Origin of the sequence: Bradyrhizobium liaoningense (assembly GCF_018130825.1) — a bacterium.
Classification (GTDB): domain Bacteria; phylum Pseudomonadota; class Alphaproteobacteria; order Rhizobiales; family Xanthobacteraceae; genus Bradyrhizobium; species Bradyrhizobium liaoningense_B.
Map to the genome: position 1 here is coordinate 350137 of NZ_JAFCJS010000007.1, position 23978 is coordinate 374114.

Here is a 23978-nt window from a genome sequence, read left to right on the forward strand (position 1 = left end):
GTGCAATCCGTCGTCTATACACGAATTCCCCGCCTCGATCCGGCCCTGATCGACCGCGCCAGCCGCATCAACGTCGCCGATCTGCATGAGGGATTGGGCGCAGTGGTCGGGCGGCAATGCCTGATGCAGCCGCAGATGCGCGCGCTGTTTCCGGCGGCCCGGATCTGCGGCCAGGCCATCACCTCGTTCAATTTTCCCGGCGACAATCTCATGCTGCATGCGGCTTTCCGGGTCGCAGCGCCCGGCGACATCCTCGTGCTGACCAATGGCGGCTCGCCGCAGGGCGCGTTGTGGGGCGAGATCGCGAGCTACTACAGCCGCATCAGGAAACTGGGCGGCGCGGTGATCGACGGCGCGATGCGGGACTCCCAGCAGATCACCGAGATGGGATTTCCGGTGTTCGCTTCCTGCATCTCCGTGTCCTATCCCGGCAAGCGCGGCCCGGGCGCGGTCAACGTTCCCGTGGTCGTCTCGGGCGTCACGGTCAATCCCGGGGACCTGATCGTCGGGGACGCCGATGGCGTCATGGCGATCCCGCCGGCGCATGTCGAGTCTGCCGTTCGCAGCGCCGAGGCGCGGATGGCCAAGGAAGCTGAGATCAAGCGGCGGCTCGACGCAGGGCAGACGCTTTACGATGTCGCGGGCATGAAGCCCCTGTTCGAGGCTGCCGGCATCGTCGAGATCGACGCTATCTGGAGCGATCCGCGCTGACGTCACGGCATGCGGGATTTGGCCAGCACGCAGTGAATGCCCTTGTTACCGTCGACCAGCTGCGTGACGCGCAGGTCGGCGGCGATCGAGCAGAGCGTGTAGGCATCCTGCGCGCTGAGGCCGCTCTTGTCCCGGATCAGCGCGATCATGTCGCGCAGCGCCGCCTTGGCGGCATCGTCGAGATCCTCGTCGAATCCCATGGTGATCCAGTCGGACGCCGTCTCCGCGCGGGGCGCGGTGAGACGGAGATCGCGGCGGACATGGAATTCGAAGGTGCCGGTGAGCGCGGCCTCGATCGCGGTCAGGCAGACTTCGCCGTCGCCCTGCAGCGCGTGGCCGTCACCGGCCGAGAACAGCGCGCCCGGCACGAAGACGGGAAAATACAGCGTGCTGCCGGCACCTAGCTCCTTGTTGTCCATGTTGCCGCCGAACGCGCGCGGCTCTTTCGAGGACAGCCGGCCCCAGGCCGGCGGCGGCGCGACGCCGAAATTGCCGAAGAAGGGAGCGAGCGGCAGCTCCTGTCCCCAGGGAAGCTTTGCGACGTTGCGCGCGCGGTCCAGCGGAATATGGATGCGGCGGAACTCGGGGAAATCCTCGGGCAGGGTGCCGAGCGTCGGCACCTGCAGGTTCCAGCCCCAATTGCAGCGCAGCTCGATATTCAAGACGCGCACTTCCAGCACGTCGCCGGGTTCAGTGCCCTCGACATGGATCGGCCCGGTAAGAAGATGCGGGCCCGGACCGCGGAAGGCGCTTGCCAGCACCTCCGCATGTCCGGGGACGGTCTCAAAGCCGAGCGAGGGATCGGGCAGATCGTCCGGCTCGCCCGACAGCGTCTCGATGGTGACCCGGTCTCCGGATGCGATCCGGAGCACCGGCTTCAGTCGTCCATCCCAGAGTCCCCACTGGACGTTTCCGGGCGTGGAGCGCAGGACGTGGTCCATGCCGCTACCTGCCCGCGCTGCTCGCAACGATCGAGGAGGGCGAGGTCGCGAACTTGCCGAGGGCGAGATAGACGAGGCCCGCCACGCCAATTCCGAACAGCCAGCTCAGATCGGCACCGCCCAGGAAGTTGATCGAGATCGGCCCCTGCAGCGCGCCGACGAGGCCGTCCTCCACCAGCCATCCCGCGACGAGGCCGGCGAAGAACGCGATCATGCCGGCCCAGTTGATGTCGCCATAGGCGCTGGTCTCCGGCGAGCGATAGAGCTCGGCGACGTCGATCTGGCCCTTGCGCTTGATGAAGAAGTCGGCGAGCACCACGCCGGCCCACGGGCTCATCCACAACAGCAGGCTGATCATCCAGTTGTCGAACGCTTTTGCAAAGGACGGCGCGAAGATGAAATACAGCGTGACCAGGTAGCCGGCGACACCGACGATGACGGTGAGCCAGAAGCGCGAGAGCTTCAGTCCCGCGCTGAGCGCCGCCAGCGTCGCCGAATAGACGTTGAGGATGTTGGTGGCGATCGGGCCGTGCAGCACCATCAGCAGAACGAGGATGCTGACCGGCCCGCCAAACACCGCGCTGACCATTTTTGCAGGATCGGTGTCCAGTGTCGTCGAGGCGATGGTGGCGCCGAGGATGCCGAGCCAGACCGTCGGCACGAACATGCCGATATAGCTGTACCAGAACACGGATTTCGACGGCACACTTCTCGGCACGAAGCGCGAATAGTCGGAGGCCCAGGTGACCCAGGAGATGCCCCAGCCGACGCCGATCGCGGTCATCAGCAAGGTCAGCATCGCCATATGCGCGCCCGGCGGCAGCGAGGTGGTGAGGCTCCAGTTGACGACGCCGGGGCGCGTCCAGGCCAGCACGCTCATCAGCACCATGATGGCGATGGTCGGCGGCACCGTGTACTTCTCGAAGGTGCGGATCGCGTAGAAGCCGTAGATTCCGATCAGCACCTGCGCCGCCATCACCAGCGTGATGACGACGATCTCGATCAGCCAGGTGTCGGGCACGCCGAACTGGCCGAGGATGCCCATCGAGACCTTCACCGGGAAATAGGTGTTCACGCCGATCCAGCCCAGCGTCATCAGGAACATCAGGATGCTCGGCAGGTAGGCGCCGCGGACGCCGAAGGCGGACCGGCTCAGCACCATCTGGTTGACGCCGGTCTTGTGCCCCATCACCGTGAAGGTCGCGAAGATCGCGCAGCCCACGATGTTGCCGAGCACGATGACCGCGATGGTCTCCATCAGGCCGAGCTTGAGAATGATGCCGAGCGCGCCGAGCGCCCAGTTGACCGGCGCGATGTTGGCGCCGGCCCAGATCCACATCTGCTGCGGGCCGGTGGAGTCCCGGTCCGCATCGGGAATTGGCTCGATGCTGTGAATATCAGCGCGAAGTTCGGAATCCGTCATGACATCCCCCAATACGAAGCACGCTTCGCATCATCGCAGCATAAATCGTGCCATTGGTTGCGCAGCGGCCGGGCAGGGCGTGCGCCGATGCCGGTGCAGCGTGGCTCGCGCCGGATTGCTGTTGCGTTTTCAAGCGCAGCCGATGCTGACCCGCCGGCTCGCCGCGGCACCTCCGACGTGTCGGCGAGACGCGGTGGACGTTGCACGGCCAGGCAGCGGTACGATGATAAATTGAGCAGCCCAACTCAAAAGCGCAGCAACTGCGGCTAATCGAATAGGGCAGCGGAACTGTCGCGACTTGGATTGCCGGCCACGATGCGCTGCATCATCTCGATGAAGAGAGCCTGTTCCCGCTCGCTGAGATCGCCGAGCGTCGCACGATGCGCCCGCCGTGCCGCGCCCTCGATCTTGACCAGCAGCGCGGCGCCGGTCGGCGTCAGGCGGCACAACCGCGCGCGGCGATCGTCCTTGTTGACCGCGCGCTCGACCAGGTTCCGTGCGGCGAGCCGCTTCAAGGCACCGGTCGTCGTTGTGCGATCCAGGGCGATATCGGCCGCCAAAGTGGTCTGATCGGCGGTTTCTCGCACCGCCAGCGCCGAGAGCAGGCTGTATTGCAGCGGCGTGACCTCGAATTCGCCGCAGGCGTCCTGAAACAGCGCGACGTGAATCTGGTGCAGTCGCCGGATCAGATAGCCGGGTCGCTGCGACAATGGCCAGGGGCGGTGCTTGCCCCCGCTGCGACTTTTCCTGGCTTGCCGCAATGCACGCTCTCCCAACCCGAAACTCAGTCGCGCATAGCTCGATTCGAATGCGCTCGCCACAACAGGATCATGGCACGAAGCTTGCTTTTGTCAAAATGCGAAGCATACTTCGTATCCAAATGCGAAGCATGCTTCGTAATTCGAGAGCGGGGCAACCGCCTGCGCAAGAACTTGAGGAGAGCGCCATGTCAGTCACTGCCAGCTTCGACCTTCTGCTGCGAGGCGGCCGCGTGATCTGCCCGGCTTCGGGCATAGACGGCGTCAAGGACGTCGCCATCCGGGGCGGCAAGATCGCGGCGGTTGCGGCGGACATCCTGCCGACCAGCGCGAAGGAGGTCGTCGACGTCGGCGGCAAGCTGGTGCTGCCCGGGCTGATCGACACCCACGCCCATGTCTATCAATATGTCTCGGGCCGGTTCGGCATGAACCCCGACATGGTCGGCGTGCAGTCGGGCGTGACGACGCTGGTCGACCAGGGCGGCCCGTCCTGCATGACGCTGCCGGGCTTTCGTCATTTCATTGCCGAGCCCTCAGCCTCGCGCGTCTACGCTTTCCTCTCCGCCTATCTCGTCGGCGGACTAGAGGGACATTTCTATCCGCAGCTCTACAGCCCCGACGGCGTCGACGTCGACGCCACCGTGAAGTCGGCGACGGCCAATCTCGACATCGTGCGCGGCATCAAGGCTCATGCCGAGATCGGCGGCTTTGCGCGCTGGGGCATCCGCGTCATCGAGATGGCGGCGGAGATCGGCAAGCGCGCCGACCTGCCGGTCTATGTGCATTTCGGCCAGCTCTGGGGCCTGCCCGAGAGCGGCGCCAATGGCGAGGATGCCGACACCATTCTCACCCGCGTGATCCCGCTCTTGCGCGAGGGCGACATTCTCGCCCATCCCTTCACGCGCCACCCCGGCGGTTTCGTCAATCGTGAGGGCGAGGTGCACCCGGTAATCCAGGCCGCGCTCGACCGCGGCCTGAAGGTCGATGTCGGCCACGGCAGCCACTTCTCCTATAGGCTCGCCAAGAAGGCGATCGCCGCCGGCATCATTCCGACCACGCTGGGCGCCGACATCCACGGCTACAACACCCACGTGCCCGCGCCGGCGGGAACGCCCGACCAGCACGAGGACGAGGAGAACCATCCGTTTGCAGGGCAGGCCAAGTTCAGCCTGGTGCAGGCGATGAGCTCGATGATGGCGCTCGGCCTGTCGCTGGAGCAGGTGGTGCCGATGGTCACCTCCAATCCGGCAAAAATGCTCGGCCGCAGCGGGGAGATCGGCGCGCTCAAGGTCGGCATGGATGCCGACGTCTCCGTGCTCGCCGAGAAGAACGGCCGCTTCGTCCTGAAGGACAATGAGAAGAACGAAGTGATCGCCGAGCGTCTGCTGCAGCCGGCCTTCTGCCTGCGCGCTGGCACGCGCTTCGACGCGGTCGCGCCGATCCTGCCGCAAGCCGTCGCGGCGTAAGGCCAGGCGGTGAAGGAGGGCGCGGAGTTGCGCAACGAGCGGGAATTTCCTTCGGGCCAATCCGGGCAGGGGGTGGGCGCACGGCTGCCGCGGAAGGAGGACGATCGCCTGATGCGCGGCCGCGGCCGGTATGTCGGCGACGTCAGGCTCGCCGGCCTTCAGGACGTTGCCTTCGTGCGCAGCCCGCTGGCGCATGCGCGCATTCGCGGCATCCACGTGCCGGAGCGCCATCGCGGTCGTGTGTTCACGGCCGCGGATCTCGTCGGCATCAAGCCGATCCGCGCCGTGTCCGGTCTTCCGGGCTTCAAGATCTCGGAGCAGCCGGTGCTGGCGACCGGCAAGGTGCGGCAGGTCGGTGAACTCGTCGCGATGTGCCTCGCGCCGACGCGGGCCGAGGCGGAGGATATCGCGGCCTCCGTGACGCTCGATCTGGAGGAGCTGCCGGCGATCACCGACATGCTGAAGGCGCGCGAGCCTGATACGGCGCTGGTGCACGAGCATTGGGGCGACAACGTCTTCCTCGAAACCAATTACGAGGTCGACATCTCCGCCGCGCTCGATGCGCCGATCAAGGTGACGCGCGAGATCTCGACCGCGCGGCAATGCATGTCGCCGCTGGAAGGCCGCGGCGTGGTCGCGACCTTCGATTCCCGGCTCGACCAGCTGACGCTGCATTCGGCGGCGCAGATGCCGCACATCACCCGCAGCGGCCTTGCCGAGTGCCTCGGCATGGAGGAGGGCCAGATCCGCGTCATCTCGCCCGATGTCGGCGGCGGGTTCGGCCACAAGGGCATTCTGCTGCCCGAAGAGGTCTGCCTGTCCTGGCTGACGATGCGCTGCGGCCATCCCGTGCGCTGGCTCGAGGACCGCCGCGAGCATCTCGTCGCCAGCTCCAATTGCCGCGAGCACCACTACAAGATCACGGTCTATGCCGACCGCGACGGCAGCTTGCGCGGCATCGACTGCGAAGCGACCGTGGATTCCGGCGCCTACTCGTCCTATCCGTTCTCGGCCTGCTTGGAGGCCGCGCAGGTCGCGAGCATTTTGCCGGGCCCCTACAAGATGCCGGCCTATCGCTGCCGCACCTTCTCGGTCGCCACCAATAAATGCCCGATCCTGCCTTATCGCGGCGTCGCGCGCACCGGTGTCTGCTTCGCGCTGGAATTGATGCTCGACCTCGTCGCGGCCGAAGCCGGCCTCGAACCCGGCGAGGTGCGGCTGCGCAATCTGGTGCGCCCCGAACAGATGCCGTTCGACAACATCACCAGGAAGCACTTCGACAGCGGCGATTATCCGGAAGCGATGCGCCGCGCGCTGGCTGCGATCGACATCGACGCGATCCGCGCGAAGCAAGAGCAAGGCGGGACCGACGGCCGCCGCATCGGCGTCGGCGTCTCCATCTATTGCGAGCAGGCCGCGCACGGCACCTCGGTCTATTCCGGCTGGGGCATTCCGATGGTGCCGGGTCACGAGCAGGCCTCCGCTCGACTGACGCCGGACGGCGGCCTCGAATTGCGTGTCGGCGTGCATTCGCACGGGCAGGGCATGGAGACCACGCTCGCCCAGGTCGCGCACGAAATCCTCGGCGTCGATGTCGCAAAGATCCGCATCATCCTCGGTGACACCGCGATGACGCCCTATTCGACCGGCACCTGGGGCTCACGCTCGATGGTGATGGCCGGCGGTGCGGTCGCGACCGCCTGCCGCGAGCTCGGCGAACGCGCCCGGCGCATCGGCGCAAAACTGTTGCAGCACGATCCCGCCTCGGTGGTGCTTCAGAACGGCGAGGTGCGCGGGGTCAATGGCAGCGTCAGCCTCAAGGCGATCGCCCACACCTGGTATCGCCGCCCGCAGGATCTGCCGGCCGACGTCGATCCCGGCGGGTTGGAGGTGACGCAGGGCTACAAGCCCGTGCGTGACAGCGGGACCTTCAGCTACGCCGCGCACGCCGCCGTCGTCGCGGTCGATCCTGATCTCGGCGAGGTGGAAATTCTTGATTATGTGATCGTCGAGGACGGCGGCGTGCTGGTCAATCCGCTCGTCGTCGACGGCCAGATCTATGGCGGACTCGCGCAAGGCATCGGCACCGCGCTTTACGAGGAAATGCCGTTCGATGCCTCCGGCCAGCCGCTGGCGACGACGCTTGCCGACTATCTGCTGCCGGGGCCGACCGAAGTTCCCGCCGCGCGCCTCGACCACATGGAGACGCCGTCGCCCTATACGCAGTTCGGCGTGAAGGGTATCGGCGAGGGCGGTGCGATCGCCCCGCCCGCCGCGATAGCCAACGCCGTCAACGATGCCTTGCGCCCGCTCGGCGTCGAGCTGATGCAGTCGCCGATCACGCCGCACCGGATCGTCGCGGCGGTGCTGGCCGCGCGCGCGACGAAAAGGAGCGCGGCATGAAACCGGCGCCCTTCGCTTACGAACGCCCGCGCGATCTCGATGCCGCGCTGTCGATGCTGGCCGCAAGCCACGGATCGGCAAAGATTATCGCCGGCGGCCAGTCGCTCGGTCCGATGCTCAATCTGCGGCTGGTGCAGCCGGAGCTGATCGTCGACATCTCCGGCCTTGCCGAGCTCAAGCGCGCCGAGATTTCCGGCGGCGAGCTCGTGCTCGGCGCCTTGGTCACCCATGCCGACATCGAGGACGGCCGCACGGCCGACGTGACCCGCGGCGCGATGCGTTCTGTTGCGGCGAACATTGCCTATCGCGCGGTGCGCAACCGCGGCACCATCGGCGGCTCGCTCAGCCACGCTGATCCCGCTGCGGACTGGATCTCGGCCTTGGCAGCGCTAGGCGCGCGGGTGACGCTGCGCAGCCTGGCCGGCGCGCGATCCATGGTTGTCGAAGCGTTTGTCGTGGGTGCGCTGGAATCCGCGCTCCATGCCGGCGAGATCGTCGAAGCGGTCCATGTGCCGACGCGCGCGACGTCGGCGCATTGGGGCTACGCCAAGAGCTGCCGCAAGACCGGTGAGTTCGCCCATGCCATCGGTGCGGCGCTGGTCGATCCCACGGCTGCGACTGCTCGCGTCGTGATCGGTGCAATCGATACCGCGCCGATCGTCCTGACCGATGCGGCCGAGCTGTTCGGCGGCCGGATCGCGGCCGACTACAAGCAGCGTTTTGACGTCCGTGTCGCCGACGCTCTTCTGACGAAAGCCGGCATCGACGACGCCGCGCAGCGCCACATCCATGTCAGCGTGTTGAAGCGCGCCGTCCAGGAGGCCGCGGCATGACCACGATCGCGCTTCAGGTCAATCGCCGCGCCGTGGAGCTGTCCGCCGAGCCACGCACCAGCCTTGCCGATTTCGTCCGCGACAAGCTCGATCTCACCGGCACCCATCTCGGCTGCGAGCACGGCGTCTGCGGCGCCTGCACCGTGCTGCTCGACGGCGTGCCGGCGCGCTCCTGCATCACCTATGCCGCGGCCTGCGAGGGCGCAGACATCACCACGATCGAGGGCCTCGACGAGGACGAGATCACGACCGAGCTGCGTGCCGCCTTCACCCGCGAGCACGCGCTGCAGTGCGGCTATTGCACACCGGGCATGCTGGTCTCGGCGCGCGACCTCGTGCTGCGTCTGCCCGACGCCGACGAGCGGCGCATTCGCGTCGGTCTCAGCGGCAATCTCTGCCGCTGCACCGGCTATGTCGGGATCGTGCGGGCGGTGCAGTCCGTGATCGAAGCCCGGCGCGCGCGCAGCATCGCGCCGCAGACGGGTGGCGGCCGGACCAGTCTCGGCCCCGTCGGGTCCGGGCGCGCTGCACCCGGCGGAAGCGAGTTGCGGCCTGCGCAGCAGGCGCCGGCCCCGGCCTCGGAGAGTGCCGCACCGGGCAGCATCCCCGACTTCATTCCGGCAACCGTACTCGACCAGCGCTTCACGCTGCTGCACGCGCCGGCAAAGGTGTTCGCGATGTTCGACGACATCGCAGGCATCGCGGCCTGCCTGCCCGGCGTATCGCTGACGTCGTCGCCGAGACCGGAGCGCGTGGAAGGTTCGATCCGCGTCAGGCTCGGACCGATCGCAGCAAGCTTCGAGGGCGCCGCCCGCGTCGAGCGCGATCCCGCGACGCTCTCGGGGCGCATCGTCGGCATCGGCACCGACCAGCGCAGCCATTCGGCGACGCAAGGCGAGATCCGCTATCGCCTGCTGCCGCTCGAAGGCGGCGCGGCGACCGCGGTCGAGCTGTCGATGGGCTACACGCTCACGGGAATGCTGGCGCAAGTCGGCCGGCCCGGCCTGGTGCGCGATCTCGCCCGGCGCCTGGTCACCGACTTCGCCGCCAATCTCGATCGCCACATGTCCGGAGCGCCGTCGCGGCCGGGGACGCCGGCGGAGCTCAGCTTCTGGTCGATTGCATCGGGCGTTCTGCGCGCACGGATCGCCCGCATGCTCGGCCGCCGGAGCGGGGCGGGGTGATCGGTGCTTGCGCATCGGGAAGTGACGAAGCCTGGACTGCCATAACAATCAACAGCGTGGGATTTGGAGAGACAACATGACACGAACACTCGGACTAGTCAGGACAATCGCGCTGACGACGGCCTTGTTCGGCGGCGCCGCAGGGGCGCAGACCATCAAGATCGGCGTCAACGAGCCGCTCACCGGCGCGTTCGCTGCGTCAGGCACTTACGTCGTCAACGGCGCCAAGATCGCCGCCGACGAGATCAACGCCAAGGGCGGCATCCTCGGCAAGAAGATCGAGCTCGTCATCGAGGACAACAAGAGCAACCCGACGGAAGCGGCCGCCGTCGCCGAAAAGCTCATCACCAGCGACAAGGTGCCGGTGCTGATGGGCGCCTGGGGCTCGAGCCTGACGCTCGCGGTGATGCCGAAGCTGATGGAATACGAGACACCGATGGTGGTGGAGACCTCGTCATCCGGCAAGATCACGACGACCGGAAATCCCTTCATCTTCCGCATCTCGCCTCCCTCGGCGGTCGAGGCCGCCGCGTTCAAGGGCATCGTCGACAAGCTTGCGCTGAAGAAGGTCGACTTCCTCGTCATCAACAACGACTGGGGCCGCGGCACCGCCGAGGATTTCAGCAAGATGATGAAGGACAAGGGCATCACCATCGGTCTCGTCGAGACCATGGACCAGGGCGCGCAGGACATGAGCGCGCAGCTCTCCAAGATCAAGAGCTCGGATTCCGAGACGGTCATCGTCACGACCGCGGTCGACCAGCTTACCCTGATCTTCAAGCAGGCTGCCGCGTTGGGCCTGAAGAAGCGCATCATCACCACCGGCGGCTCGCAGAACCCGGACCAGATCATCGCGCAGGCGGGCGCCGCCGCCAACGGCACCATGCATCTGACCACCTTTCTGCCCTGGTTTCCGGACAAGACGCCGAACCCGGAAGCGACCAACTATTTCATCACGGAATGGAAGAAGCGCGGCTTCGAGTTCGCAGGCTGCACCGAGAGTTTTCGCGGCTATGACGGTATCCGCACGGCTGCTGCGGCGATCGAGAAAGCAGGTAAGGCCGAACCCGCCGCGATCAAGGCGGCGCTCTGGAACATCAACATCAAGGGGCTGAACGGCGACATCGTGTTCCGCAAGTCCGGCCCCGAGGGCAAGGAGAGCGGGCAGAGCCAGCCGAACGTCTATCTCATCGAGATCAACGACGGCAAGGTCGAGATGAAGACGCTCTGACACGCGTATTTGCAGGCGAGGGCGGCATACCGCCGCTCTTGCCGCATGCGGACTAATCGGAAACAACCTTGAGCGAATTCCTCCAGCATCTGGTCAACATGCTCGTGCTCGGCGGCACCTATGCGCTGCTGGGCATCGGGCTGACCTTGATCTTCGGCATCATGAACGTCGTGAACTTCACGCATGGTGTGCTCTACACGTTCGGCGCCTACGTCATGTTCATCGTCGTGCAGCAGCTCGGGCTGAACTTCTTCCTCGCGCTGCCCGTGGCCGTGCTGGCGGGATGGCTGCTGGGCGCGGCGATCGAGTTGACCCTGCTGCGGCCGCTGCGCGGTTCCGACATCGACACCACCATGCTGGTCATGATCGGCGCCTGGATCGCGATGCAGTCGGGCACGCTGTGGATCTGGGGCGGCGTCGCCAAATCGGTGACGACGCCATTCCCTGAAACGCCGCTGGTGCTCGGGCCGGTGTCGGTGTCCTGGCTGCGCCTGTTCGTGCTCGCTGCGGCGGCAATGTTGATCGTGGTGACGTATCTCCTGATCAACAGGACCAGCCTCGGCCGCGCGATGCGGGCGACGTTCCAGGACCACGACACGGCCTCGCTGATGGGCGTCAATGTCGACATGATCTATACCTCGACCTTCGCGATTGGCTCCAGCCTGGCCGCTGCCGCCGGCGCGCTGCTCGGGCCGGTCTATGTGATCTTCCCGCAGATGGGCGATCTCGCCGCCGTCAAAGCCTTCGCCATCGTCATCCTCGGCGGTCTCGGCAACATCACCGGCGCGGTGATCGGCGGCTTCATCCTGGCGCTCGCCGAGGAGCTCGGCGCCGGCTACGTCTCGTCGGGCTACCGCGACGCCATGGGCTTTCTGATCATCATCGCGGTCCTGATCTTCCGGCCGACCGGCCTGTTCGCGCGCGCGGAGCGCGTCGGATGAGGGCGATCATCACCATTCTCGCCGTCGCCGCGCTCGCCTCGGTGCCGCTTTGGCTGCGCGATCCCTACCTCCTCAACGCGCTGATCACGACCGGCATCTTCGTCATCGGCGCGATGAGCCTCAATCTGCTGCTCGGCTTCACCGGCCAGCTCAGCCTCGGCCATATCGCCTTCTTCGGCATCGGCGCCTATGTGAGCGCGTTGACGTCGCTCGGCTTCGACATCGGCCTGCCCGGAGGTTTTCGTCTTGTCCACGCGCCCTGGCCGCCGATCGCAGGCTTCGTGCTGGCGATCCTGGTTGCCGGATTGTGCGGCTATTTCGTCGGCCTTCTCTCGTTCCGCGTCCGCGGCGCCTATTTCGTCATCGTCACGATCTCCTTTGCCGAGGTGGTCCGGCTGGTCGCGCTGAACTGGGTCGAGCTGACGCAGGGTCCGCTGGCGCTGACTAACATTCCCTCCATCGCGCTGCCATTGCCCGGCATTGGTGAGCTGACGCTTCGGACCAAGATGCAGAACTACTACCTCGTTCTGGTCGTCGCGCTCATCGCCTATCTCCTGATCGCGCGCCTCGTTCACTCCCATTTCGGCCGCTCCATGCGCGGGTTGATGGAGAACGAGACGCTGGCAGTCTCGGTCGGCATCGATGTGACCAGGACTTTGACGATTGCCGCCGTGATCTCGGCCGCCATCGCCGGCGCAGCCGGCAGCCTCTATGCGCACTACATCCGGATCATCGACCCCGAAGTGTTCGCCTTCATCAATACCGTCACCATGGTGATCATGGTCATCAGCGGCGGCAAGGGTTCGCTGGCGGGGCCCGTCGTCGGCGGCCTGATCTTCGGGCTGCTGCCGGTCGCGCTGCGGCCGGTGATGGCGCCGGAAGCGCAGTGGATCGCCTATGGCAGCGTGCTGATGGCCATCCTGTTCGTGCTGCCGCGCGGCATCGTGCCCTCGCTGGCGCAGCGATTGACAAGGCGCAGGAGTGACACGACGGCGCTGGCGCCGGTCGCTCTCACTGAGACCGGTGCCAAGGAGCCGGCGTGATGACCGCGCGCAGCATTGCCATGACGATCGATCAGGTCGCGGTTCGCTTCGGCGGGCTGGTCGCGATCTCCGACATGAGCTTTACGGTCGGCGAGGGCGAGATCGTCAGCCTGATCGGCCCGAACGGTGCCGGCAAGACCACCGCCTTCAACGTCATGACCGGCTTCCTGACGCCGAGCGCGGGCCGTGTCACCTATCAGGGCACGACGCTCACCGGATTGAAGCCGCACGAGATCGCCGATCTCGGCCTGATCCGGACCTTCCAGCGCACCAGCGTGTTTCCCAATGATACCGTCTACGACAACCTCCTGATCGGCCTGCATCGTCAGGGCCGGGTCCGGCTGCTCGACGCCATCCTCGGTCTGCCGGGTGCGCGTGCCTCGGAGCGCCGCTTACGGCAGCGCGCGAGCGAGCTGCTCGAATGGGTCGGCCTCGAACGCCGCGCCCACGATGCGGCCGGCTCGCTCTCCTATGGCGAGCAGCGCCTCGTCGGCGTCGCGCTGGCGCTCGCGGCGGAGCCGTCGATGCTGCTGCTCGACGAGCCCGTCTCCGGCATGAACGCCTCGGAAACCCACCGTTTCGTCGAATTGATCCGTGGCATCCGCGACCGCGGCATCACGATTCTGCTGGTCGAGCACGACATGCCCATGGTGATGACGGTCTCGGACCGCATCGTGGTGCTCAACTATGGCCGCATCATCGCCGAGGGGACGCCTGACGTGATCCGCAACGATCCCGCCGTGATCGAAGCCTATCTCGGACATGGAGCCGGACGTGCTTGAGATTCGCGACGTGGTCTGCGGCTATGGCGGCGTCACCGCGCTGCGCGGCATTTCGCTCGACGTGAAGGCCGGACAGCTGGTCGCCCTGATCGGCGCCAACGGCGCCGGCAAGAGCACGACGCTGCGCGCGATTTCCGGCCTGGTGCCGCCGCGCGCCGGGCAAATGAAGTTCGAGGGCATCGACATCACCGGCGCCCGGCCGCCGCGCGTACTGGCGAGCGGCATCGCGCACTGTCCGGAAGGGCGGCGCGTATTCCCGCACATGAGCGTCGAGGAGAATCTCGACATGGGGGCCTATCTCCGTCGTGGTTCGGGCGCGATCGCGGCCGACCGCGACCGCATCTACACGGAATTTCCGCGGCTCGCAGAGCGGCGCCGGCAGGCGGCGGGCACGCTGTCCGGCGGCGAGCAGCAGATGCTGGCGATCGGGCGCGCGCTGATGTCGCGGCCGCGGCTGATCATGTTCGACGAGCCTTCGCTCGGGCTTGCGCCCAACATCGTCGAGCGCACCTTTGCGATCATCCGCGGCATCCGCGATGCCGGCACCACGGTGCTGCTGGTGGAGCAGAACGCCTTCGCCGCGCTCGAGATGTGCGACCACGCCTATCTGCTCGAGAACGGCCGCATCGTGCTGTCTGGTGCCGGCGCCGAGCTGATCGAGAACGAGCATGTGCGGAAGGCCTATCTCGGTGGATGACGAGGCCGGGTGGATTGCGGTCTGCGATCTCGACCGGCTGAAGCTCGAGGCGATCGTCCGCGTCGCCGGGCGCGACCTGCTCGTGATCTGGAACGAGGGCGATGTGGTCGCCTGCGAACGTGCGTGCCCGCACGAACAGGCGGATCTCGCCTTGGGGCGGGTGACGGCGGGGCGGCTGCATTGCCCGCGTCATGCGGCATCGTTCGATTTGCGCGACGGAGCGATCACCGCGGGATGGCCAAGCCCGCCGTTACGGCTCCATCCGGTGCGGATCACGAGCGGGCAAATCTGGATTGAGGCGGAGCAGCGGCAACCGGGCCGATGATGGCATCATGCTCCTGTTTTGCCCGACGGGTCAAAGCCACGCGTGGCGTGAATTCACCTTTAGAAACAAGGGCGTTCTACTGTGCATGGGGTTGTTTTCGAACTTTTTTAATCCAGCAGCCGGCGCGCGGCCTCCACCAGCACGCCGTCCGCCCGCCGCAGCGCCTCGAGAATGGTGAAGTGATCGGCGCCCTCGACCGCAATGAGCTTGCCCGGCGCTCCCGCCGCCGCGCGCTTCTCGTGGAAGTCGATTGAATCGCACACCAGCGCCGGCAGCTCGCCGCTGCCGTAGGCAATGTCGAGGCGCTTTGGCGTCACCGGCAGGCGCAAGGGCGAAAGCGTTGCGATCTCCTCGTCCGTCAGCTTCAGCGCGGTGTTGAGCCCGGTATCGCGGATCGGTGCGAGATCGTAGACGCCCGAGAGCGCGAGCCCGGCATGGACGCGCGGATGGTTCAGCGCCATCGCGACGAGATGGGCACCAGCCGACCAGCCCGACAGGATGACCGGCCCTGCGACGCCATGGGATGCGCCGTGCGCCGCGAGCCAGTCGAGCGCACGGGGGATCTCGGCGACGATGTCGGTCATGGACACCTCAGGCGCCAGCGAATAGCCGGGAATGGCAACCGACCAGCCATGTGCGGCGGCGCCTTCGACCAGCATGGCGAACAGCTCGCGCGAATTGCGCTGCCAATAGCCGCCATGCACGAACACCAGGCAAGGCGCATCGGGCTTTGCGGCCGGGTAGAGATCGATCTTGTTGTTCGCCCGCTCGCCGTAAGGCAAATCGAGATGGGATTTTAGCGTGCCCCGCAGTTTGGCCGAAGCTTCATTGCGTTCGGCAATCAGCGCCGGGCTGTTCTTGACGGCCGCGTTGTTGTCATAGGCGGCGCTGCGTTCCGCCTGGGACAACTCGGCCCATTTGCTGCGGGGATCGAGTGGCCGATGCGTCGAGCTTGTGGTGTTGACCATGGAATCTCCGGGCGGCCTATCGTGGCTGTGATCGGCGTCGTGCTCTCCTGTCTGCCACGAATCCCGCGCGAATAGAACGTCGCTCGCGCTCAGGCGAGGAATGCGCCGCTCGCGGGACTCTGCTCAGCCGGCGGTCGATGGGCTTGTTCGCGGCGACAGGATAGCCGACGGAAACTGACGCGCGAAGGCACGCGTCTTGGGCTGAACCCGCGATCCGTCGATCACCTCGAGCCGGCCGCAGCGGTTCAGCGTGTGCAGCTTCCGGCCGGGCCATAGCGGTCCGGGCTTCAGCGAATGGCGGACGATCTGTTTGAACGTCGTCGGCGATAGCTCGATAATTTCCGCCAGCGCCAGCCCTGCGCCGTAGCCTTCGGCGCAGTCCTGCACCGGGCGCCACAGTTTGCCATCGATGGTGACAAAATTCCCGGCGGGTCGCGCGCTGGCGCGATCGATCATAACAGGGTTGCTGGCGTGCGGCAGCCAGGGACCGAGCAGGTGCTCGGCGTAATAGATCGCGAGCGAATCCGAATAGCCGCCGCTGCCGTCGCGCCAGGCGCCGAACAGATAATAGAGGCCGTTGCGCTGCGTGATCGTCGCATCGGCGAGCTCGAGGCCTGCCAGCAGCGTCGCGTGCCGCTCCCACTTGTCCGGAAACCGGACGCATTTGTAGAGCGCGACGTCGCCGGCAAGCGAGCTCTCCGGAATCATCCACAACTCGCCATTGTCCTCGATCAGGAACGGGTAGGACAGATGCCAGGGCTCTTCCAGCACCGGCACGACCTCGCCGATCGGGCCGGTGTCGCCGAACTCGATCGCCGAGATAATTCCCTTGCCGACGCGGTGATCGAGATCCTCGAAGAAGACGAATGTCCGTCCGCGCCAGGTGACGGGGAAGGGGTCGGCGTAAAAGTGGTTTCCGGGATCGCCGAGCACAGTCCAGCCCGGCCCTGAGAGATCCCCCGTCTGCCAGACGCCAGCATTGTCGTTGAAGCGCCACCCGATGTGCCAGTGTGGGGCGTAGCAGCAGAGGCGATAGATCTCCTTGGCGATCGACACGGCAAGCCCGCGCGCGACATAGCCAGCGGGTCCGCGCTGGCTCGTCGTCGCGGCGGGATACGCAAGCTGCGGCACGATCCGCGGCCGTCCCGATGCGATCGCCGCCACCATGGTCAGGGTTCGCGCCATGATGGTTTCGAGCGCGCCGCTGAGGCCGGCTGCAATCTCGCTGGACGGGTGACCGCGATCGAGGACCGCGCCGTCGACCTCGTTGACGATCTCGATCACCGGCAGGTCGCCGGCGAGGATGGCGGCGAGCGCGGCGTTCTCGCCTGCGGCTCCATTGAACCGCGGGCGGAGATACAGCCGGGCAGGGCAGTTCGGGTCCCGCGCTGCGCTGGTGAAATCGACGATCACGTCGGCAGTGCCGGCGCGCGTCTGCGTTCGTTCCGGAATGATCTTCAGCTTGTCGGCGCCGCCCGCTTTGCCCTTGTGCAGCACCAGGCGTTCGAGTTCGAACAGCATGTCGAGACCCGACGGCCGCGGCTCTGCCGTTGCCGTCCATGCGATTTGAACCGGCACATCGCGCCCGTCGATCGACAGCGTCCGGCGGTCCATCCACCGCCGCGCATGCTCAATTTCACAGCGAAACTCGATGATCATGTCGAGCCCATCTATTCCAACCTGTCAGGTCAAATGACTTGGCCGAGAATTCGAACGTATTCCTCCACCATGGCGTCTACCGAATAGCGCGACCGCAGGCCTTTGGCGTTTTGTCGCAGCTCATCGCGCAAGGGGTGGTCGGTCAGCAGTTTCAATACGGCCGCCGACAGCTCCGCATGATCGGAGGCATCGACGAACAGCGCCGTCGGTTTTCCCTCGAACGACAGCACCTCGCGCAGCACGGGAAGATCGGTGACGACGGAGGGAACGCCGGCGTTCGCGGCCTCGACTGCGGCGAGGCCGAAGGTCTCGGCCTGGGTCGGGAACACGAAGACGTCGAGACAGGCGAGAAAGTCCGCCATCCGGCGCGGGGTGATTTCGCCGAGCAGATGCAGCCTGTCCGATACTTTCAAATCATCAGCCAGCTGCCTCAGCCGGGCCTCGTCGGCGCCCTGGCCGGCCAGTGCGAGGTGCCAGGACGGCTGGTCCGGCAACAGACGAATCGCCGCATCGAGCCGCTTGTGCGGGTGCAGCCGCGCGGCGCAGCCGAGTAGGGTGCAGTCCTGCGGCAGATCGAATTTCGCTCGTGCGGCTTCCTTCGACAGCGTGAGAGCCTTGTCGTCGAAACCGTGCGGGACATGCACCATGCGCGCGCGATAGGCCGCGGGGTAGCGCGAATATTCGCGCTGCATGTCCTGCGAGTTGAGGGTGATGCGATCGAAGAAGCCGAGACTGCCCATGACGATGTCGGCGGTACGGACCGGCCAGCTCATCGACAGCGCGGACGAGACCTGATTGGCGACGACAGGCGCGCGGCAGACGAGGCGAGATACGCCCGCGCCGATGACGTTGCCGAAATGCTGGAACGTCAGGACAGCGTCGGGCCTGGTGGTCCTGATATGACGGCCGAGCGTCCACAGCATCCGCAGCAGCGCCAGCGGATTGCCCGGCCGGCTCGCCGCGCAATAGAGCGTATCCGGCGGCTCGTCGAAGGACTGCGACTTGCGGAAGAAGAACAGGTGGGTGACGCGGTAGCCGCGCGCGGAGAGGCCGGCACCGAGCAGCCTGGAGATCTCCTGCGCACCCGCGTTCTCGGCCTGGGTCTGGACGAGGAGCACGTGCGGCATGGTTGCGCCGCTGTCTGGTCTTGCGAGGACTGCTGCTGTGGACGGCAGCTTCGGTGCATCGCCCAGTTCTGCGCCTGGTTGGTAGTGGAGCACTGATCCCGACCCGCTAATGAAACGTTCACCTTCTTAACCCCGTACCTACCATGCGAGCATCGCGCGGACACCGACTAGCAACAAACGGAGTTAATGCGCGCACCGTCGCAACGGCGCTGATCACACGGGAATTCCGCGGGTTTCGGCACAGCGTGAGGCGAGCACGTTAACCAATTGGTGACGGTCGCGCGAGCGGCGGGTAACCACCGATTAACCATAGATATTTACGGTGGAGCAGGCGACCGAACAGTGTTCGCCAGTTGAATCCGAGTAAAGTCCATGACGTTCGGTCGCCGCGCAGACCCGACAAGTTCCGGATCGACCGCTGTCGCCGCGTCGTGGCAGACCCGGACTGCGTCGACCGATAAGCCTCGCGGAACGGCCGCGCGCCTTGGCGGCGTGCTCACCGCCTCGGGTGCGTTCACCTTCCTTCGCGACAATGCTCGCCGTATCCTGACGCTGGCGCTTGCGATCTTCGCCCTCGGCGTCGTCGTTCTCCTGGTGATCCCGGTTCGATTTGCCGCAACCGCGCTGGTCGTCGTCGATCCCCGCGAGCAGCGTGTGACCACGGACCAGGACGTTCTGCCCGGCATCGGGCAGGACAGCGCCGCGCTGCAGAGCCTCGTCGAAGTGGCGAAGTCCGACGGCTTTCTCAAGCCGCTGATCGAGCAGCTCAAGATTCGCGACGACGAGGACATTTCCGGAGGGCACACCGACCCTGCGCGCCTGCTCGAGCGATTCCGCAACCGTCTCGATATTTCCCGGCGTGGGCTCACCTATGTCATCGCGATCCGCTTCACCTCGAACCGATCGGAGCGGGCGGCCTATTATGCCAATGCGATCGCCGAGGCGTTCGTGGCGAGCCAGACCCGCATCCGCACCGAGGCGACCGATGAAGCCGCCGACTGGCTGAGCGGCCGGCTCAAGACACTGAACGACCGGTTGAAGGCATCGGAGGACGCCGTCGCTGCGTTCAAGCTCGAGCACAGGATCGTCAACGCCGGCAAGGATTCCACGACGCAGCAATTGCGCGTGACCGAGCTGTCGCAGCAGGTAGCTGCCGCCCGCGCACGAACTGAAGAGGCGAAGGCCCGCTACGAGCAGGCGCAGCGCGACGTGAAAGCCAATGTCGAGGCTCCCGCCAGGCAGGATCTCCTGAGCGCGCTGCGCGCGCAGCGATCGGCCCTCAACGACCAGATTGCACAGAAGCGGGCGGTGCTCGGCGATCGCCATCCCGACCTGGTGATGTCGTACAGCCAGTTGAACGATCTCAACAGGCAGATCGAGGTCGAGCGGTCCAAGGGCATCGACACTGCAAAGTCGGAATACGAGTCCCAGCGCGACCAGCAGAAGGCGCTCGAGAGCCAGATGAAGGCGGCTGAATCGCAGCTGCTGGTCGACGGCCAGGCCCTGGTGAAGCTCCAGGAGCTGCAGCGTGACGCCGAGGCCAACAGAAACATCTACGAGCAATTCCTCTCGCGCTCCAAGACGACGAACGAGCAGCGTCTCCTGCAGAGCTCCCAGACCAAGGTGGCCTCGCCAGCCATTCCGCCGCTGCGCTCGACCCTTCCGCCGCTGCCGCTGCTGCTCGCCGCTCTCGCGATCGGCTCGCTGCTGACGTCGACGGCGGTCGTTGCCGCGACCGGGCGCGGATCCGACAAGGCGGCTGAGGAGAATCCTGCGCCAGATCCGGCGCCGCGCCAGCCCGCGGCATGGCCGCGCCCGCCGGTATGGGCCCGCATTCCCGACCTGTTGCCTGGCGATACGCCGAGGAACATCTGGCAAGGTCCGGTGTCCACGACGGGCGAGCCCGATCTCGGTCCGCATCTGCGTCCGGTGCTCGACAAGCTGGAGAAGACGCCGGGAGCCCGGGGCAAGGTCGCCCTCGTGCTGTCGGTCGGCAAGCGTGCCGGCGGCAACACCGTTGCGCGATCGCTGAACCGGTGGGCGGTGAACAGGGGGAAGCTGAGCGTCCTGATCCGGGTCGAACCGGATCTTGGCGGTGCAGGGGCTGGGCTTGCCAAGGGGCAGGCAGAGGGCGTGACCATCGCGAACTTCCGCAGCGTCAGTGCACTTCTGGGCGCGAGCAACCGGCCCGAGCCGTTGCCCGCCGACGATATTCGTTCCGAATTCGATCTGATCGTCGTCCATGCGACCTCGCTGGCCTTGCAGCCGGAGGCGGCGGCGCTGGCCGCGCATGCCGATCTCGTCATTCTGGTCGCGCGCGAAGATGCGGTCGATTCAGCCGCCATGCGCCGGGCAACTGCCGCGCTCTCCCGCTTTGGTGGCGTGCCGACCGGGATCGTCGTCAATCACGTGCCGGCCGATTCCGCGTCGGCGCAGCGTCGCGGCGAAGTGCTGGGCCTCGCCGGTTGACCGGCGCCTACTCGCCGGGCTCGGCAGCGCGGACCGCATAGGCGCGGCGCTTCCATGCCGAGAAGCGCAAGAGCGCGAGGATCGAAGGATCCACGCCGGTTCGCCGCCGGCAGAGGATGTTGAGGGCGATGGTCGCGAGCGCCAGCGATACGGTCGCCGAGATCGCGGCGCCAAGCACGCCGAGCCAGGGGATCAGGACGAGGAATCCGACCAGCCGCAGCGCGACGTTCGCGGCGACGACCGGGACATAGATGCGTTCGTGGCCGGTCAGCTGCAGGATCGCAGCAGATGGACCGCCCGCGGCCTGGAAAGCCGTTCCAATCGCGAGCACGATCAGGACCCAGTGCTGCGCAGCGAAGTGAGGCCCGAACAGGTTGAGAAGGTGTGGGCCGCCGACCCAGATCAGGAGCAGTCCGCCGACCACGCAAAGCGCGGTCACCTCTGCCATGAGCTGCAACGTTCGCTCGAACTCCTGGTGGTTCTTGCTGAAGTACAGCGAAGGAAGCCGGCGCGCGCCGAAACTGTACAAGGCAGCCGACAGCATCGCGAAGATGTTGGCGAGCCGCGAGGCGGCGAAATAGATTCCGGCGGTCGCCGGATCGAGCATCCAGTAGACCAGGATGACGTCGAAATACTGATTTGCCGCCTCCAGGATCGACGCGATCCAGAAATGAAGTGCGCTCGATCTCCAGCGCGACGTCTCGGAACGCGCAGCCGTGCCGCGGAAATCCGGCAGCGCTTGTGCAACCGCAACGATCTGCATCACCAGACCGATCGACATCGCGATCGTTATCACGGCGATCAGTTCGGCAGGATCGAGCTGTCGATGGCTGAACAAGACGGCGAGCAGAAACAGGACGACGCCGACCCGCCAGAAGAATTCCCGGTTTCCTTCTCCCATGAGAATGCTGACCAGCGAGCGTGCGACCTGGCTGCCGAGCATCAACCCCGCGCTCACGGCGGTGTAGGCGGACACAGCGAGGATCAGCAGCCATCCATCGCCTCTCATACTCGCCACGATCGCTATGGCGCCGATCGCGATCAGCATCGCGACGGACGAGATCTTCAAGCTCGATAGCAACACGCCCTTGGTCAGATCGGACCGATCTTGCACCCGGTACTCGTTCAGGAAGCGCACCAGGAGCGACTCCTGCCCGACGAGTCCCGCGACCGCCGCGATCTGAGCGACCGAAAGCCACGTCGCAAAGATGCCGAACCCATCCGGCGACATCGTTCGTGCCGCGAGCGAGAACAACGCAAACGCAAGCGCGCCGCTACCAACCTTGAGGAGGATGGTCCCGACGACACCGCGCGTTACGTCGCGCCGCAGAAACTGGACAATGGATGCGATCATCGAAGATACGGGGCGTCCCCCGAAAATACCCGTTGCGGAAGTGATGGCAGCCTAGCATGCCCTAAAATCGCGAGTGTTAATGCACGGCCTGCGGAATCCGCGCAGCCGCGGCCGGTGCGGGCTGCTGCTTCACCGTGAAACATCTGCGTCCCTCTTGTCCCAGATAGAGCAGAGGTCGGCTGCGATCGAAGAGCGACGTGATGCCGCGTCATCGCTCGATGGCTGCTGATCTGGCGGAAAACGGTCATGTGTTGAGCCGTGACAGGACTGAAGGCCGGGCTTTGTGATCATCCCGAGCAAGCGGCGTGCCGGGACGGATCATCCCCGTGATCCGTTAACCTCGATCTCCGGAAATGATCGCGTTCGGCCCTGTGATGCGACATCAGGCGGGATAATTGCACGTGGAACCACCGTTAACCGTGGGAGCCTGGACCATGACGGCGGATAGCACCGTGACCGAGCCGAACGCTGCAACGATCGCTGCGGACATCGCCATCGTCGGCGGCGGCCTTGCGGGATCGCTCGCGGCGTCCGTCCTCGCGCGGGCAGGGCATCGCGTCGCTCTGGTCGACAAGCGCGCGGTCCCTCCGGACGAGTTTCGGGTCGAGAAGATCGGTGGCCATCAGCTGGAGATGTTCCGCAGGCTCGGCTTCATCGATGGTCTGGCGAGCGCCGGTTGCCCCTATGACCGCGTGCTCAATGTCAGGGAAGGCAAGGTGGTCGATGTCACCGTCGGCCGGGCTTACGGGCTTCCCTATGCCGATCTCGTCGCCATGGCGCGCAGCCAGTTACCTGATCCCTCAAGTCTGATCGTCGACGAGGTCGCCGCGATCACCTCCAGCAACGACACCCAGCATCTCGAGCTCGCTTCCGGACGGCGCATCGATGCGCGGCTTGTCGTTCTGGCCACGGGCATGGCCGGAGCGCTCGGTTACAAGCTCGGCATCAAGCGGCGCGTGCTGGCGGAGCGCCATTCGGTCTCGTTCGGCTTCACGATTGCCCGCCGCGATGGCGCGCCGTTCGATTTCGAAGCGCTGACCTGCTACGGCGAGCGCACAGCGGATGGCGTCGATTATCTCAGCCTGTTTCCGGTGCGGGCCGGCATGCGGGCAAATCTCTTCATGTTCCGCGATCCGACCGATCCTGTCATGCGTGACCTGCGTCGGGACACGGAAGCCACCCTGTTGCGGTTGCTGCCGGGATTGCAGTCCTTCCTCGGCGACTTCCGCGTCACGGATCGGGTGCAGAATTGGGTGATGGATTTGTCCGTCGTCGAAGGACACCTTCAGCCAGGAATCGTGCTCATCGGCGATGCCTACCAGACCAACTGTCCGGCGGCCGGAACGGGCGTCGCCCGCCTGCTGGTCGACGTCGAGCGTCTTTGCACCGAATATGCGCCGCGCTGGCTCGCAACCGCGGGCATGGGCACGGAGAAGATATCGCAGTTCTACGCCGATTCCGACAAGATCGCGGCGGACCAGCAGTCGCTGAAGATGGCGCGCTTCCGACAGGCACTGACGTCCCGTAGCGACATCAGCTGGGACGTGCGGCGGCGGCTGCACTTCCTGCGGCGCAGTATCACCCATCGGGTCGATCAGATGCAGCCAGGCTGGCTCGCGCAAGTTCGAAGTGCGTTGCGCGCCTGAGTGCGCGCCCGCCTCGC

General features: G+C 66.0%; 20 protein-coding genes. 13 read left to right on the forward strand and 7 right to left on the reverse strand.

The genetic code is table 11. The annotated features are described in order from the left end of the window. The gene (locus JQ603_RS29140) at positions 1–711 is read left to right on the forward strand and encodes a 4-carboxy-4-hydroxy-2-oxoadipate aldolase/oxaloacetate decarboxylase (protein ID WP_212344552.1); all 711 of its coding nucleotides are present in this window, start codon (positions 1–3) and stop codon (positions 709–711) included. 2 nt (positions 712–713) lie between these two features. Here the strand turns inward: JQ603_RS29140 and JQ603_RS29145 are convergent, their stop codons facing one another. The 3 genes from JQ603_RS29145 to JQ603_RS29155 all read right to left on the reverse strand — a co-directional run bounded on the left by JQ603_RS29145 (position 714) and on the right by JQ603_RS29155 (position 3785). Next, entirely contained in the window at positions 714–1652 is a 939-nt protein-coding gene (locus tag JQ603_RS29145) for an acetamidase/formamidase family protein (RefSeq protein WP_212344555.1), read from the reverse strand. Positions 1653–1656: 4 nt separating this feature from the next. Further along, positions 1657–3075, reverse strand: coding sequence for a cytosine permease (locus JQ603_RS29150; RefSeq protein ID WP_212344558.1), 1419 nt, complete (start codon positions 3073–3075; stop codon positions 1657–1659). Between the two features lie 266 nt (positions 3076–3341). Then, the gene (locus JQ603_RS29155) at positions 3342–3785 is read right to left on the reverse strand and encodes a MarR family transcriptional regulator (RefSeq protein ID WP_212344684.1); all 444 of its coding nucleotides are present in this window, start codon (positions 3783–3785) and stop codon (positions 3342–3344) included. Between the two features lie 236 nt (positions 3786–4021). Between JQ603_RS29155 and JQ603_RS29160 the strand changes: the two genes are divergently transcribed. From JQ603_RS29160 to JQ603_RS29205, 10 genes are all read left to right on the forward strand, one after another. After that, positions 4022–5299, forward strand: a complete 1278-nt coding sequence (locus tag JQ603_RS29160; RefSeq protein WP_212344561.1) for an amidohydrolase/deacetylase family metallohydrolase — start codon at positions 4022–4024, stop codon at positions 5297–5299. A 111-nt stretch (positions 5300–5410) separates the two neighbouring features. Next, on the forward strand, positions 5411–7702 hold the full coding sequence (locus tag JQ603_RS29165) for a xanthine dehydrogenase family protein molybdopterin-binding subunit (RefSeq protein WP_245003919.1): 2292 nt from the start codon (positions 5411–5413) through the stop codon (positions 7700–7702). Continuing rightward, positions 7699–8535 (forward strand): FAD binding domain-containing protein, encoded by an 837-nt coding sequence (locus JQ603_RS29170; protein ID WP_212344565.1) that lies wholly within the window; start codon positions 7699–7701, stop codon positions 8533–8535. The genes JQ603_RS29165 and JQ603_RS29170 overlap by 4 nt, the downstream gene beginning before the upstream one ends. Then, positions 8532–9719, forward strand: a complete 1188-nt coding sequence (locus tag JQ603_RS29175) for a xanthine dehydrogenase family Fe-S subunit (protein WP_212344567.1) — start codon at positions 8532–8534, stop codon at positions 9717–9719. Before JQ603_RS29170 ends, JQ603_RS29175 begins: the two co-directional genes overlap by 4 nt. Positions 9720–9795: 76 nt before the next feature. Then, positions 9796–10950 carry an ABC transporter substrate-binding protein gene (locus JQ603_RS29180; protein ID WP_212344569.1) on the forward strand — a complete coding sequence of 385 codons (1155 nt, stop codon included), beginning with the start codon at positions 9796–9798 and terminating at the stop codon, positions 10948–10950. Positions 10951–11018: 68 nt separating this feature from the next. After that, positions 11019–11891, forward strand: a complete 873-nt coding sequence (locus JQ603_RS29185; protein ID WP_212344572.1) for a branched-chain amino acid ABC transporter permease — start codon at positions 11019–11021, stop codon at positions 11889–11891. Beyond that, on the forward strand, positions 11888–12934 hold the full coding sequence (locus tag JQ603_RS29190; RefSeq protein WP_212344575.1) for a branched-chain amino acid ABC transporter permease: 1047 nt from the start codon (positions 11888–11890) through the stop codon (positions 12932–12934). The genes JQ603_RS29185 and JQ603_RS29190 overlap by 4 nt, the downstream gene beginning before the upstream one ends. Further along, complete coding sequence (locus JQ603_RS29195) at positions 12934–13716, forward strand: ABC transporter ATP-binding protein (protein WP_211400938.1); 783 nt, start codon at positions 12934–12936, stop codon at positions 13714–13716. The genes JQ603_RS29190 and JQ603_RS29195 overlap by 1 nt, the downstream gene beginning before the upstream one ends. Then, on the forward strand, positions 13709–14413 hold the full coding sequence (locus JQ603_RS29200; protein WP_212344578.1) for an ABC transporter ATP-binding protein: 705 nt from the start codon (positions 13709–13711) through the stop codon (positions 14411–14413). The genes JQ603_RS29195 and JQ603_RS29200 overlap by 8 nt, the downstream gene beginning before the upstream one ends. Continuing rightward, positions 14406–14738 carry a Rieske (2Fe-2S) protein gene (locus tag JQ603_RS29205; protein WP_433996659.1) on the forward strand — a complete coding sequence of 111 codons (333 nt, stop codon included), beginning with the start codon at positions 14406–14408 and terminating at the stop codon, positions 14736–14738. The genes JQ603_RS29200 and JQ603_RS29205 overlap by 8 nt, the downstream gene beginning before the upstream one ends. A 107-nt stretch (positions 14739–14845) precedes the next feature. Here JQ603_RS29205 and JQ603_RS29210 read toward each other — a convergent pair whose 3' ends face one another. The 3 genes from JQ603_RS29210 to JQ603_RS29220 form a co-directional block, all read right to left on the reverse strand. Further along, a complete protein-coding gene (locus JQ603_RS29210; RefSeq protein ID WP_212344583.1) occupies positions 14846–15706 on the reverse strand; it encodes an alpha/beta hydrolase in 861 nt (286 codons plus the stop codon). 123 nt (positions 15707–15829) lie between these two features. Beyond that, complete coding sequence (locus tag JQ603_RS29215; RefSeq protein ID WP_212344586.1) at positions 15830–17365, reverse strand: glucosamine inositolphosphorylceramide transferase family protein; 1536 nt, start codon at positions 17363–17365, stop codon at positions 15830–15832. A gap of 29 nt (positions 17366–17394) precedes the next feature. Next, on the reverse strand, positions 17395–18585 hold the full coding sequence (locus JQ603_RS29220; RefSeq protein WP_212344588.1) for a glycosyltransferase family 4 protein: 1191 nt from the start codon (positions 18583–18585) through the stop codon (positions 17395–17397). A gap of 279 nt (positions 18586–18864) precedes the next feature. Here JQ603_RS29220 and JQ603_RS29225 point away from each other — a divergent pair, with 279 nt between their 5' ends. Then, on the forward strand, positions 18865–20961 hold the full coding sequence (locus tag JQ603_RS29225) for a GumC family protein (protein ID WP_212344599.1): 2097 nt from the start codon (positions 18865–18867) through the stop codon (positions 20959–20961). Between the two features lie 7 nt (positions 20962–20968). On the opposite strand, the gene JQ603_RS29230 is transcribed toward JQ603_RS29225, so the two are convergent. Beyond that, positions 20969–22315 carry a lipopolysaccharide biosynthesis protein gene (locus tag JQ603_RS29230; protein ID WP_212344601.1) on the reverse strand — a complete coding sequence of 449 codons (1347 nt, stop codon included), beginning with the start codon at positions 22313–22315 and terminating at the stop codon, positions 20969–20971. Positions 22316–22749: 434 nt separating this feature from the next. On the opposite strand from JQ603_RS29230, the gene JQ603_RS29235 reads away from it, so the two are divergent. Next, entirely contained in the window at positions 22750–23961 is a 1212-nt protein-coding gene (locus tag JQ603_RS29235; RefSeq protein ID WP_212344611.1) for an FAD-dependent oxidoreductase, read from the forward strand. Positions 23962–23978: the final 17 nt, after the last annotated feature.

Excerpts from the sequence above, each read along its gene's own strand:
- JQ603_RS29225 (WP_212344599.1), top strand. The coding sequence starts at position 18,865 with ATGACGTTCGGTCGCCGCGCAGACCCGACAAGTTCCGGATCGACCGCT.
- JQ603_RS29145 (WP_212344555.1), bottom strand. The coding sequence starts at position 1,652 with ATGGACCACGTCCTGCGCTCCACGCCCGGAAACGTCCAGTGGGGACTC.
- JQ603_RS29235 (WP_212344611.1), top strand. The coding sequence starts at position 22,750 with ATGACGGCGGATAGCACCGTGACCGAGCCGAACGCTGCAACGATCGCT.
- JQ603_RS29170 (WP_212344565.1), top strand. The coding sequence starts at position 7,699 with ATGAAACCGGCGCCCTTCGCTTACGAACGCCCGCGCGATCTCGATGCC.
- JQ603_RS29175 (WP_212344567.1), top strand. The coding sequence starts at position 8,532 with ATGACCACGATCGCGCTTCAGGTCAATCGCCGCGCCGTGGAGCTGTCC.
- JQ603_RS29195 (WP_211400938.1), top strand. The coding sequence starts at position 12,934 with ATGACCGCGCGCAGCATTGCCATGACGATCGATCAGGTCGCGGTTCGC.
- JQ603_RS29165 (WP_245003919.1), top strand. The coding sequence starts at position 5,411 with ATGCGCGGCCGCGGCCGGTATGTCGGCGACGTCAGGCTCGCCGGCCTT.
- JQ603_RS29215 (WP_212344586.1), bottom strand. The coding sequence starts at position 17,365 with ATGATCATCGAGTTTCGCTGTGAAATTGAGCATGCGCGGCGGTGGATG.
- JQ603_RS29190 (WP_212344575.1), top strand. The coding sequence starts at position 11,888 with ATGAGGGCGATCATCACCATTCTCGCCGTCGCCGCGCTCGCCTCGGTG.
- JQ603_RS29160 (WP_212344561.1), top strand. The coding sequence starts at position 4,022 with ATGTCAGTCACTGCCAGCTTCGACCTTCTGCTGCGAGGCGGCCGCGTG.
- JQ603_RS29230 (WP_212344601.1), bottom strand. The coding sequence starts at position 22,315 with ATGATCGCATCCATTGTCCAGTTTCTGCGGCGCGACGTAACGCGCGGT.
- JQ603_RS29210 (WP_212344583.1), bottom strand. The coding sequence starts at position 15,706 with ATGGTCAACACCACAAGCTCGACGCATCGGCCACTCGATCCCCGCAGC.
- JQ603_RS29150 (WP_212344558.1), bottom strand. The coding sequence starts at position 3,075 with ATGACGGATTCCGAACTTCGCGCTGATATTCACAGCATCGAGCCAATT.
- JQ603_RS29180 (WP_212344569.1), top strand. The coding sequence starts at position 9,796 with ATGACACGAACACTCGGACTAGTCAGGACAATCGCGCTGACGACGGCC.